This window comes from Pseudomonas sp. LBUM1641 (assembly GCF_059716235.1).
Window position 1 is genome coordinate 924,724 of sequence record NZ_CP166815.1, and the last position, 12,726, is coordinate 937,449.

A 12,726-nucleotide genomic window follows, 5' to 3' on the forward strand; every position below is an offset into this window, starting at 1 on the left:
AGGCCAACGTCCAAACAGACGTTGGCCTTGCAGGCATTACATCAACCGCGGTGACGACCGCGGAAGTAGTTGATCAACCCTTGGGTGGACGCATCGTCCGCCGGCTGCTCTTCAGTGCCGGTCAGGCGGTTGTAGACGCCTTTGCCCAGTTCCTTGCCCAACTCTACGCCCCATTGGTCGAAGGCGTTGATGCCCCAGATGACGCTCTGCACGAACACTTTGTGTTCATACATGGCCACCAGCGCGCCGAGGCGGCGAGGGCTGATGCGTTCAACCACAATGGTGTTGCTCGGACGGTTGCCCGGGATCACCTTGTGCGGTGCCAGCTTCTGCACTTCGGCCTCGTCCATGCCTTTTTCGCGCAGCTCGGCTTCGGCTTCGCTGCGGGTCTTGCCGAGCATCAGTGCCTGGCTCTGGGACAGGCAGTTGGCGTACAGCCACTGATGGTGGTCGGAGACCGGGTTGAAGCTGACGATCGGCACGATGAAGTCGGCCGGGATCAGCTGGGTGCCTTGGTGCAGCAACTGGTGGTAAGCATGCTGACCATTGCAGCCTACGCCGCCCCAGATAACCGGGCCGGTGTCGGTGGAAACTGGTGTACCGTCCTGGCGCACGCTCTTGCCGTTGGATTCCATGTCCAGCTGTTGCAAGTGCTTGGTGATGTTGCGCAGGTAGTGGTCGTACGGCAGGATCGCGTGGCTCTGCGCGCCCCAGAAGTTGCCGTACCACACGCCCAGCAGACCCAGCAGCACGGGCATGTTCGCTTCGAACGGCGCGGTCTGGAAGTGCTGGTCCATGGTGTAGGCACCGGACAGCAGTTCCTTGAAGTTGGACATGCCGATGGCCAGCGCGATCGGCAGGCCGATGGCCGACCACAGCGAGTAACGACCGCCAACCCAGTCCCACATCGGGAAGATGTTCTCTTCGCGGATACCGAACGCCACGGCGGCCGCGTTGTTGCTCGATACGGCGATAAAGTGGCGATACAACTCGGCTTCCGAGCCACCCTGGGCCAGGTACCAGGCGCGGGCAGCCTGGGCATTTTTCAGGGTTTCGAGGGTGTTGAAGGATTTCGACGAAACGATGAACAGCGTGGTCTCGGCGCGCAGCTTCATGGTCAGCTCGTGGAACTCGCTGCCGTCGATGTTCGCCAGGTAATGGCAGCGCACGCCTTTGTGGGCGTAGGACAACAGCGCTTCAGACACCAGCTCCGGACCGAGGAACGAGCCACCGATGCCGATGTTCACCACGTCGGTGATCGGCTTTTCGGTGTAGCCACGCCACAGGCCGTCGTGGATGCGGCCGACCAGGTCAGTGATCTGGTTCAGCACCTTGTGCACGTCCGGCATGATGTTCACGCCGTTGACCGACAGCTTGTCGCCGACCGGGCGACGCAGCGCGGTGTGCAGCGCCGGGCGACCTTCGGAAGAGTTGACCGGCTCGCCGTTGAACAGCGACTTGATCGCGCCCTGAAGGTCGACTTCCTTGGCCAGGCCTACCAGCAGGTCGCGGGTTTCGCTGGTGATCAGGTTTTTCGAGTAATCGAGGAAAAGTCCGCAGCTGCTCAAGGTGAACTGGGTAAAGCGCTGGGGATCGGCATTAAAGGCTTCGCGCATGCTGAAATCCTGCATGGCTTGGCGATGTTGATTGAGCGCTTGCCAGGCGGGCAGAGCGGTAACGTCATGAGGGGTGCGGTAGTACGCCATCGCTGCGGGTTTCCTTTTTATTGCTGGGACTGCTTGTAGGACACTTCAAAGCCGGGAATGTCCTGTCTTTGTGAAGATGACAGGCTCCGGTCGACGCCAACGAATAGCGTAGGGCGAATACATTAAACCTAGCGTGTCGATCTGTCTTGGCTTTGTCTGCGCTGTGGCCGGTACTTTTTTATACCGGCCGATCAGGCAGTGCAACAGGAGGGGTGTGCCGCGGGGTCAGTTCAGCTGCAAATGCAGGTTGTCGATCAGCCGGGTGGCGCCCAGGTAGGCGGCGACCAGAATCACCAGATCCTTGTCTTCAGCGGTGGCCGGACGCAGGTGCAGGCCCTGGCGGACCTCCAGGTAATCCATGCGAAAGCCCGCGGCTTCAATCTGCTGGACCTGTGCCGCGCGCAGTTTGGCGAAATCACGGTCGCCCGCTTCAATGGCGGCGGCAATCTGGCTGAGGCTGCGGTACAGCACCGGTGCGATCGCGCGCTGCTCTTCGGTGAGGTAACCGTTGCGCGACGACAGCGCGAGGCCATCGTCGGCGCGAACGGTCGGCTCGCCGATAATCTGGATCGGCATGTTCAGGTCATGGACCATGGCGCGAATGACTGCCAGTTGCTGGTAGTCCTTCTGGCCAAAGATCGCCAGGTCTGGCTGGACCATGTTGAACAGCTTGCTGACCACCGTGGCCACACCTTCAAAATGCCCGGGACGGCTGGCGCCGCACAGTCCTTCGGACAGTTGTGGCACGCTGACGCGCGTCTGGCCGGCCATGCCGTCGGGGTACATCTCGTCGACGGTCGGGGCGAACAGCAGGTTGCAACCGGCTTGCAGCAGCTTCTCCTGGTCAGCTGCCAAGGTGCGCGGGTACTTGTCCAGGTCTTCGCCGGCGCCGAATTGCAGCGGGTTGACGAAAATGCTCGCGACCACGAAGTCCGCTTGTTGCGCAGCCTTGGTCACCAGCGTGGCATGGCCACTGTGCAGGTTGCCCATGGTGGGCACAAAGCCGATGCGTTTGCCTGCGCTGCGGGCATGGGCAACGGCGGCGCGCAGTTCGCGCACGGTCTTGACGGTGTTCATGCAGAGAATCCGTGTTCAGCGCCTGGGAAGGTAACGGCTTTGACTTCGCTGACGTAGGCGGCGAGGGCCGATTGAATGCTGTCCTGGCCAGCCATGAAGTTCTTCACGAACTTGGGTACGCGACCGGTCAGGGACAGGCCCAGCATGTCGTGCAGTACCAATACCTGGCCGTCGGTGCCAGAACCGGCGCCGATGCCGATCACCGGGATTTTGACGGCCTGGGTGATTTCCGCTGCCAACTCGCTTGGCACGCACTCCAGCAAAATCATGCACGCACCGGCCTGCTCGAGGGCGATGGCATCGGCCCGCATCTGACGCGCCTGGGCTTCGCCGCGGCCTTGCACCTTGTAGCCGCCGAGGATATTCACCGACTGGGGCGTGAGGCCCATGTGCGCGCAAACCGGCACACCACGTTCAGCCAGCAGGCGAATCGACTCCGCAAGCCACGCGGCACCTTCAACCTTGACCATGTGTGCACCGGCACGCATCAGTTGAGCGCTGTTGGTCAGGGTCTGTTCGATGGTGGCGTCGGCCATGAAGGGCAGGTCGGCGATGATGAAGGCGCCTTCGTTGCCGCGTTTGACGCAGGCGGTGTGGTAAGCGATTTCGTCGTTGGTGACCGGCAGGGTGCTGTCATGCCCTTGTAGAACCATGCCCAGGGAGTCCCCCACCAACAACACTTCAACTCCTGCCTGGCAGCTGGCCTGGGCAAAAGTGGCGTCGTAGCAGGTCAGCATGGTGATCTTTTCACCTTTGAGTTTGAGGCTCTGCAAGGTGCTCAGGGTAACGTTTGGCATGAAAAGGGTCCTCATTCAGGCGCTTGGAAACAGCGAGTAACGCGCGTGAGTCTTCGTTTATACAGGCGCACTTTCTTAAGGATCAGTGCTTATAAGGCCTGGATTGCGCCCTTTAGCGCCGGGTAGGCGGCAGCGGGACGCCTATAGTCGTGAGGAGGACTCTGGAAGTCAATTGGATGTGTTACCGCATTGTTACGCGAGGGGTGTTACCGCTGTTACTGATGCGATTCAGCAGTAAATGATGCGTAGTTAATGTAGGAGTGAGCTTGCTCGCGAAGGTCGTTAACGATGACGCGGGAAGCATGACACCCAGCGGTGTTCTCAGGTTTTTCGCGAGCAAGCTCGCTCCTACAGGTTTGAAGGCAGGCGTTCCAGGCCGACAAACGGGCAGGCGTCCAACAGGTCGCTGAGCAGGCGGCCATCGGCGAGTTGCAGGCTGGCGGGGGCCAGTTCTGCCAATGGGTAAAGCACGAATGCACGCAGATGCATTTGATAGTGCGGCACCTTCAGGCGCGGCTCGTCGATAAGCCGGCCGCCAAAGATCAGGATATCCAGGTCCAGGGTGCGCGGGCCCCAGCGCTCGAGGCGCTCGCGGCCTTGGTCATTCTCGATGGCTTGCAGGGCATCAAGCATTTCCAGAGGCGCAAGTGCGCTGTCCAGGGCCGCGACCGCGTTGGTGTAGCGCGGTTGGCCCGGGAGCAGGGAATCACTTTGATAGAAGGCGGAGACGCCCGCCAGCGTGGTGTTCGGCAACTGCGCCAAGGCCTCGATGGCATGGCGCAATTGTTGTTCAGGGGCCGCCAGGTTGCTGCCCATGCCGATGTAGATACGTTCCACGGGCTTACTCGCCAGACGCGCTCGAGGCGTCGCCAGCGCTTCGCTTGCGCTTGCTGCCACTGCTGCGGCGACGCTTTTTCGGGCCATCGCCGGTGGCTTCGCCTTTGCTGCTGAGCTCTTTGATCATCTCGCGGCGCTGGCTGTCGTTGGCGTCCTGGTAATCGGTCCACCATTCACCCAGGCCGTCGGTCTGCTCGCCGGCGCTTTCACGCAGCAGCAGGAAGTCGTAGCCGGCACGGAAGCGCGGGTTGTCCAGCAACAGGTCGGCACGTTTACCGCTGCGGCGTGGCAGGCGCTCCTGCATGTCCCAGATCTCGCGGATCGGCATGGTGAAGCGTTTCGGGATCGCGATGCGCTGGCATTGCTCGGCGATCAACTCGTGAGCCGCTTCCTGCATGGCCGGGATCGCCGGCATGCCACGGTCCTGCAGGCGCATCACGCGTTTTGGAAGCGCTGGCCACAACAGTGCAGCAAACAGGAACGCCGGGGTGACCGGTTTGTTCTGTTTGATCCGCAGGTCGGTGTTGATCAAGGCTTCGCTGATCAGCGTGTGGGTGTAGGTCGGGTTGTACTCCAGTGCCTCGGCGCTGGCCGGGAACAATGGGTCGAACAGCTGCAGGTCTACGAGCATTTCGAACGTGTCGGCGGCATAGCCGGAGAGGAACAGCTTGAGCACCTCTTCGAACAGCCTGGCCGAGGGGATTTCCCGCAACATCGGCGCCAGGTCGCGAATCGGCGCGGCCGTGTGCTTCTCGATGCCGAAGTTCAGCTTGGCCGCGAAACGCACGGCCCGCAGCATGCGCACCGGGTCTTCCTGGTAGCGCTGCGTCGGGTCGCCGATCAGGCGCAGCAGGTTGTTGCGAATGTCGTGTACGCCATTGGCGTAGTCGAGGATGCGCTCGCTGACAGGGTCGTAATACAAGGCATTGATGGTGAAGTCGCGGCGTTGCGCGTCTTCTTCCAGGGTGCCGTAGACATTGTCCCGCAGGATGCGACCGCTTTCATTGCGGGAAGACTGGTTAGTGTCTTCTTCTTCATCGTTTTGCGGGTGGTTGGCGCGGAAGGTCGCGACCTCGATGATCTCGCGACCAAAGTGGATATGCACCAACTTGAAGCGCCGGCCAATGATCCGCGCATTGCGGAATTCGGCACGCACTTGTTCCGGCGTGGCACTGGTGGCGACGTCGAAATCCTTGGGAGTGATGTTGAGCAACATGTCGCGCACGCAACCGCCAACCAGGTAAGCCTGGTAGCCGGCGTTCTGCAGGCGTTCGACGATGTTCACCGCATAACGGCTGAACTGGGCACGCTGCAACGAATGCTGGTTGCTATTAAGCACTTCAGGCGTGCTGCGGATGTGTTGCGTACGACGCAAGGGAGAACGGAATGACTGGAACAACTTCTTCAGCATGGGATGCACTGTTTGAAGGAATGTTCGGCCATAACGAAGAATGACCGCATGATGGGCGGGGATTCTAGCATTTAGTCAGGGGATGGTGTAGGAACTAGCTGCAAGGCTTGAGCCAGAAGCTTAAAAGAAGGGTGGCAGGTACCAAATCGCGGAAACTACAAGGGGAGCCGAAGCTCCCCCAGAAGTAGTTGCGTGCTCTATTTTTATTATTGGTTTCGGGCTTCTTGTTTTTGTTGATCGCCCTCGCCATGAAGCTTCACCTTCATGACACTCCCAATCGGGAGCCAAGAGCAAACGGATTGCTTTGGTCGCTGTGTTGCTGATCTACGATCCAACCAGTTCAGGCTCTGCCTTAGGGCAGTTTTTGTTGTTCTCGGCCTGGTTGCGGGGCAAGCCCCAAATGCAACGCCTCTCCAAAAGAATCAGTTAGCTGCGCCTCCGCCGTGTTGTTTTTGTTATGCGTGAGTCGATTCGTCTTATTTTTATTGTCTTGTACATTTGCTTGTTATTGTTTTTGTAGTAAGCATATAGCAGGGTGCGTGCCAACTTTTGCGAAGCCCAGCAAAATAAGGGGTTCGGAGCGCTTTCGGGTTTTTTGAAGGCGAAAAAAAGCCGGGGCTTCGTTACCGTAAGCCCCGGCTTTTGTTACGTGAAAAATCAGCGGTAACAGTTTTTTCACATCTGAGGGTGTTACCTGTGGGGGCGCCCCCACTCAGCTTTCGCTGGCAACCCCGGTTTTGCGCCGTGGGATACCCAGGCGCTGGCGCCGTTCCCACAGGCATTTACGGCTGACGCCCAGTTTGCGCGCCAGTTCGGTCTCGGTCATATGGTCCTGATGCTCGAGGACGAAGTGCTGGAAGTAATCCTCCAGTGACAAATCTTCCGTCGGCTCGTGGCTGCTGTTACTGCCACCCTGCTGCGGCGGAAGGCCGATGAAGTCGTCGTCATCCAGGTCGCTGAGCTCGATATCGATCCCCAGCAGCTCGGCGGAAATCTCCGGGCTCTCCGACAGGATCACCGCGCGTTCTACCGCGTTCTCCAGCTCCCGCACGTTACCCGGCCAGGAGTAGTGTCGGATTGCCTGCTCGGCATCGGCAGCAAACTTCAGGTCGGTACGGTTGATCCGCGCACTCTGGCGGGCCAGGAAGGCCGTGGCGATTTCGTTGACGTCGGCGCCACGCTCACGCAGGGCCGGCAGTTTGAGCGCGATCACGTGCAGGCGGTAATAAAGGTCTTCACGGAACTGGCCGATCTTGGCCAGGCTTTTCAGGTCACGGTGCGTGGCCGCGATCAGTCGTACATCGACCTTCTGCGACTGTACCGAGCCAACGCGGCGGATTTCACCTTCCTGGAGTACCCGCAGCAAACGTGCCTGAGCTTCCAGTGGCAGTTCGCCAATCTCGTCGAGGAACAGCGTGCCGCCATCGGCGGCTTCAACCAAACCCGCACGGCCAGCGCTGGCGCCGGTAAAGGCACCTTTTTCATGGCCGAACAATTCGGATTCGATCAGGGATTCGGGGATCGCCGCGCAGTTCACCGAAATCATCGGTGCCTTGGCGCGCTTGGACAGGTTGTGCAGGGCGCGGGCCACCAGTTCTTTACCGGTGCCGGATTCGCCCTGAATCAATACATTGGAGTCTGTTGGCGCCACTTTGCGGATCTTGCTGTACAGGTCCTGCATCGGTGGGCAGGAACCGATAATGCCGATTTCGCCATTACTGTTATCCACGCCGGGCTTTTCAGCGCCGTTGACGGCCTTGCCCGCTGCCGGGCGTTCAGCCGGTGTGCTGCTGGCGGATTGACGGTCACGCAGGATGCGCGCCACGGCCTGGAGCATTTCGTCGTGGTCGAAAGGCTTGGCGATGTAGTCCACCGCGCCCATCTTCATCGAGTCCACTGCCGAGCGCAGGCTGGCGTAGCTGGTCATGATCAGCACCGGAGTGCCTTGGCCGAGTTTGATCAACTCGGTGCCAGGGGCGCCCGGCAAACGTAGGTCACTGACGATCAGGTCGAACGTGGGAATGCTGAAACGCTCTTGGGCTTCCTGCACCGAGCCGGCTTCGCTGACCTGGTACTGATTACGTTCAAGCAGGCGACGCAAGGCAGAGCGGATAATGGTTTCGTCTTCGACGATCAAAATGTGCGGCATTGATTCAACTCTCTCGACGGTCTCAGTTCACAGCGGACGTCGCTTCGACATGACGCGGCAAGGTCACCCGAATACGGGTGCCGCGTTGGCTTTCGGTGTCAGCCGGGCTGTCGATGGTGATTTGTCCATAATGCTCTTCAACGATGGAATAGACCAGTGCAAGGCCCAGACCGGTACCTTCACCCGGATCCTTGGTGGTGAAGAAGGGTTCGAACAATCGATCCATGATGTTCTGTGGAATGCCGCTGCCTTCGTCCTCGACGATCAGATCGACCGTGTGCTCGAAAGCCTCGCTCTTGACCCGTACTGCGCTGCCGGCCGGCGACGCGTCGCGGGCGTTGGACAGCAGGTTGATCAGCACCTGGGCCAGGCGTTGTGAATCACCGTCGACCCAATGTTCCGGGTCGCACAGGTTAAAGAACTGTACTTCGAAATTGCGCCGGTTCAAGGCCAGCAGCCCAATGGCATCCTGGGCGACTTCGGCCAGGCACACTGCTTCGTCGTGATTCTGATGGGCACCCGCGTGGGCAAAGCTCATCAGCGACTGCACGATGCGCGAGACACGCTTGGTCTGCTCGAGAATCTGCCCGCTGATTTCGATGATTTCGCCGTCTTCCTCGCGCTCTTCCCGCAGGTTTTGCGCCAGGCAGGCGATGCCGGTGATCGGATTGCCGATTTCATGGGCCACACCCGCCGCCAAACGCCCGATGCTGGCCAGGCGCTCGGAGTGCACCAGTTTGTCTTCGAGCATCTGGGTGTCGGTCAGGTCTTCCACCAGCAACACCAGGCCGCTGTTACCGGGAGCGAGGGGCTCGTCGATGGCGGCCTTGTGCAGGTTGAGCCAGCGGGTCTGGCCGTCCAGTGCCAGGTGCTGTTTGTGCAAGTGTTCGTCGGGCAGGTTGATGAAGCCCTGGAGCAGTTCTTTCCATGGGTCGCCAATAGTGTTCAGGCGCGAACCCACCACGCGCTGGGCGGCGATCCCGGTGAGTTCTTCCATGGCCTTGTTCCACATCAGGATCTCTTGATCCTTGGCCAGGGAGCAGACGCCCATCGGCAACTCTTGGAGCGTCTGGCGGTGATAACGGCGCAGCGCGTCGAGTTCGGCGGCCAGGCCGGTGAGGCGCGAGTGGTAGTCCTCGAGCCGGCTCTCGATGAAGTGGATGTCTTCGGTCACGTAGTTTTCGCCACCGGCCTTGTAGGGCAGGAAGGTCTCGACCATGTCTTGGGACACACTCGGGCCCATCAAGCCGGAAAGGTTGGCCTCGATACGGTCACGTAACCGGCGCAAAGCGTAGGGCCGGCGTTCGTCGAATGGCAGGTAAAGGTCGCGCAGGGCCTGCTCGACTTCCTTTTGTGCAGCCTTGGCGCCCAGCGGCTTGGCCAGTTGCGTGGCGAACTCCTGGGGCGAGGCAGCGTGCAGTTCGCGGCGTTGCGGGCGGCGTACGTTGTCCACGGCGCAGGCTTCGGCGGCGCTGGTTTCTTCCGGGCTGGCGTTAGTGAACAGCGAGATCAGAGTGAACATCAGCACGTTGGCCGCCAGCGAAGCAATCGCCGCCATGTGCCAACTGGTGTCATCCAGCACGTAGATCATGTTCAGCAGCGGGATGTAGAAACCCTGCAGATTGCCCACCAAGGGCAGCAGCATGGTTACGGTCCACACCAGGATGCCGGCCAGCAGCCCGGCGATAAACCCACGGCGGTTAGCGGTCGGCCAGTACAGCACCGACAACACGCCCGGCAGGAACTGCAAAGTGGCGACGAAGGCGACGATGCCCAGGTTGGCCAGGTCCTGCTCGGCACCCAGCATCAGGTAGAAGCCATAGCCAGCCATGATGATGGCGACGATCAGGGCGCGGCGGGTCCATTTCAGCCAGCGGTAGATATTGCCTTCGGCTGGCGGCTGGTAGAGCGGCAGTACCAGGTGATTGAGCGCCATCCCCGACAGGGCCAGGGTACTGACGATGATCAGGCCGCTGGAGGCCGATAATCCGCCGACATAGGCCAGCAGGGCCAGTGACTTGCTGTTGGCGGCAATGCCGATGCCCAGCGTGAAGTATTCCGGATTGGTGGTGGCGCCAAGCTTCAGGCCCGCCCAGAGAATCAGCGGCACCGCCAGGCTCATCAGCAGCAGGAACAGCGGCAAGCCCCAGCTGGCGCTGACCAGTGAACGCGGGTTGAGGTTTTCGGTGAAGGTCATGTGGTACATGTGCGGCATCACGATGGCCGAGGCGAAGAACACCAGCAGCAGCGTGCGCCATGGGCCTTCCTGCAACGGCGTGTGCAGCGCGGCCAGGGCGGTCTGGTTTTGCAGCAGCCACAGTTCCAGTTGTTGCGGGCCGTCGAATACACCGTAGAGCGCATACAGGCCAACGCCGCCAATGGCGATCAGCTTGATCACCGACTCAAATGCGATCGCGAACACCAGGCCTTCATGCTTCTCACGGGTAGCGATATGCCGTGAGCCGAAGAAGATTGTGAACAGGGTGATCAGCGCACAGAAGCTCAATGCAACGCGGTGCTGCACCGGCTCGCGGGTGAGGATGCTGATGGAGTCGGCCACCGCCTGGATCTGCAACGCCAGCAACGGCAGCACGCCGATCAGCATGAAGATCGTGGTCAGCGCACCGGCCCAGGTACTGCGAAAGCGGAACGCAAACAGGTCGGCGAGTGACGACAGCTGATAGGTGCGGGTGATTTTAAGGATCGGATACAACAGCACCGGCGCCAGCAAGAATGCCCCGGACACCCCGAGATAACTCGAAAGAAAGCCATAACCGTACTGATAGGCCAGGCCCACCGTGCCGTAAAACGCCCAGGCGCTGGCGTACACGCCCAGGGACAAGGTGTAGGTCAACGGATGGCGAATGATCGCCCGCGGAATCATTCCACGCTCACTGATCCAGGCTACCCCGAACAGCGCGGCCAGGTAGGCGGCGCTGATCAGCAGCATCTCGGTCAGGCTAAAGCTCATCGGCATCTTTTTGGCTCTGCAGGATGAAAGTCACGACGATCAGAATCAGCCAAAGCAGATAGGGCCGGTACCAGGCGCCTGTGGCGTCGATCCACCAATCCATGATGGCGGGAGAAAACAGGTAGATCCCGACGACCAACAGTAGGACCAATCGATAGATGTACATGTTGGCCCTTGATTGAAATTGCGGAAATATAACGATTTTTTGTATGAGCGATGGTAACGGATGGCTCGCAAGCTGCAAGCGCCTTCAGCGCAATTGCGCTTCGGCCAGTGTGAGTGTGCGCGGGATCTGTGTGGCATCCCAGTGCGCAATGCCCCACTCCAGCAGTTCCCGTGGGCTGGCGTGGTTCAGCTCGTCGCCCGCTGGCTGGCCCAGGGCACGCAGTGCTCTTAACAGCAAAGGCGTGGCCTGGTCGGTGGCCAAGGGCGGTGAACGATAGGATTTGCCCAGTTTGTTACCGTCCGGCTGGATGATCAGGGGCAAATGCAGGTAGCGCGGTTGGCGCAGGCCCAGCAGTTCTTGCAGATACAGCTGGCGCGGCGTGGAGTCGAGCAGGTCGGCGCCACGCACGATGTCGGTCACACCTTGCCAGGCGTCATCGAGGACCACCGCCAGTTGGTAGGCATACAGGCCGTCGCGACGGCGAATGATGAAATCGCCTACGTTGCGACCCAGATGCTGTCGGAATTCGCCTTGTACACGGTCAGTAAAGTAGTACTCCAACTCTGGCACCCGCAAACGAATGGCGGCATCTTGCTGGTCATGCCCGGCATTGCGGCACAGGCCGGTATAAATCCCGTTGTAGGGTTCCAGTTGCTTGCGCGAACAGGTGCAGGCATAGGCCAGGCCGTGGTTGAACAGGCGGTTGAGCACTTCGGCGTAGGCATCGTGCCGCTCGCTTTGTCGGACCAATTCCCCGTCCCATTCGAAGCCGTAGCTTTCAAGGGCATTGAGGATTGCGGCCTGGGCGCCGGGTTCTTCCCGTGGCGGATCGAGGTCTTCCATGCGCATCAGCCAGCGGCCTTGATTGGCGCGGGCGTCGAGGTAGGAGGCGAGGGCAGCGACCAGGGAACCGAAGTGCAGGTGTCCGCTGGGCGTGGGGGCGAAACGCCCGATATAGGAGGAGGCTGTCATGGGCCGGATATTACTGGAAAACCAGCAAACGCCAGAAACAAAAATGGAGCGTTCGCACGCCCCATTTGTACAGCTCGGCGGTGATTACTTGCCGACCTGTTTTTCCTTGATTTCAGCCAAGGTCTTGCAGTCCACGCACAAGTCGGCGGTAGGACGCGCTTCCAGGCGGCGAATACCAATCTCGACGCCGCAGGACTCGCACCAGCCATACTCTTCGTCTTCGATGAGTTGCAGGGTCTTGTCGATTTTCTTGATCAGCTTGCGCTCGCGATCACGGGCGCGCAGTTCAAGGGCGAACTCTTCTTCCTGGCTGGCACGGTCTGCCGGGTCCGGGAAGTTGGCCGCTTCGTCCTTCATATGGTCAACGGTACGGTCAACCTCTTGCATCAAGTCCTGTTTCCACTGCTTCAGGATCTTGGAGAAGTGATCGCGCATGGGCTTACCCATGTATTCCTCACCCTTCGATTCGACGTAGGGTTGGAAGCCGCTGATGCTCTGTTGCTTTGCTTGGGTGGGCATGAATGGACCGCCTCTCACTCTTCTAATCCATTGCGCAGGATTGCAACATCACCGACACCTGCCGGCCCTGCGGCTGCAAGCGGGCGAACTTACCAGATAGATTCGGGGTGCGCCACTCCCG

General features: G+C 60.2%; 10 protein-coding genes. All 10 read right to left on the reverse strand.

Annotation, left to right across the window (positions count from 1 at the left end; translation table 11 throughout):
- Positions 1 to 41: 41 nt before the first annotated feature.
- Complete coding sequence (gene pgi / locus ACA046_RS04055) at positions 42 to 1,706, reverse strand: glucose-6-phosphate isomerase (protein ID WP_459025984.1); 1,665 nt, start codon at positions 1,704 to 1,706, stop codon at positions 42 to 44.
- Between the two features lie 225 nt (positions 1,707 to 1,931).
- Complete coding sequence (panC, locus tag ACA046_RS04060; protein ID WP_459025986.1) at positions 1,932 to 2,783, reverse strand: pantoate--beta-alanine ligase; 852 nt, start codon at positions 2,781 to 2,783, stop codon at positions 1,932 to 1,934.
- Positions 2,780 to 3,580, reverse strand: a complete 801-nt coding sequence (gene panB, locus ACA046_RS04065) for a 3-methyl-2-oxobutanoate hydroxymethyltransferase (protein ID WP_459025988.1) — start codon at positions 3,578 to 3,580, stop codon at positions 2,780 to 2,782. The genes panC and panB overlap by 4 nt, the downstream gene beginning before the upstream one ends.
- Positions 3,581 to 3,928: 348 nt before the next feature.
- Positions 3,929 to 4,417, reverse strand: coding sequence for a 2-amino-4-hydroxy-6-hydroxymethyldihydropteridine diphosphokinase (gene folK, locus ACA046_RS04070; protein WP_459025990.1), 489 nt, complete (start codon positions 4,415 to 4,417; stop codon positions 3,929 to 3,931).
- A gap of 4 nt (positions 4,418 to 4,421) precedes the next feature.
- Positions 4,422 to 5,828, reverse strand: a complete 1,407-nt coding sequence (locus tag ACA046_RS04075) for a polynucleotide adenylyltransferase PcnB (protein WP_017478579.1) — start codon at positions 5,826 to 5,828, stop codon at positions 4,422 to 4,424.
- Between the two features lie 712 nt (positions 5,829 to 6,540).
- The gene (locus tag ACA046_RS04080) at positions 6,541 to 7,977 is read right to left on the reverse strand and encodes a sigma-54-dependent transcriptional regulator (RefSeq protein ID WP_167665372.1); all 1,437 of its coding nucleotides are present in this window, start codon (positions 7,975 to 7,977) and stop codon (positions 6,541 to 6,543) included.
- 22 nt (positions 7,978 to 7,999) lie between these two features.
- Positions 8,000 to 10,954, reverse strand: coding sequence for a sensor histidine kinase (locus ACA046_RS04085; protein ID WP_173860361.1), 2,955 nt, complete (start codon positions 10,952 to 10,954; stop codon positions 8,000 to 8,002).
- Entirely contained in the window at positions 10,938 to 11,114 is a 177-nt protein-coding gene (locus ACA046_RS04090) for a hypothetical protein (protein ID WP_003176118.1), read from the reverse strand. Before ACA046_RS04090 ends, ACA046_RS04085 begins: the two co-directional genes overlap by 17 nt.
- Positions 11,115 to 11,198: 84 nt before the next feature.
- On the reverse strand, positions 11,199 to 12,086 hold the full coding sequence (gene gluQRS / locus ACA046_RS04095) for a tRNA glutamyl-Q(34) synthetase GluQRS (protein ID WP_497675951.1): 888 nt from the start codon (positions 12,084 to 12,086) through the stop codon (positions 11,199 to 11,201).
- An 84-nt stretch (positions 12,087 to 12,170) separates the two neighbouring features.
- Complete coding sequence (gene dksA, locus ACA046_RS04100; protein ID WP_088423525.1) at positions 12,171 to 12,605, reverse strand: RNA polymerase-binding protein DksA; 435 nt, start codon at positions 12,603 to 12,605, stop codon at positions 12,171 to 12,173.
- Between the last annotated feature and the right edge of the window lie 121 nt (positions 12,606 to 12,726).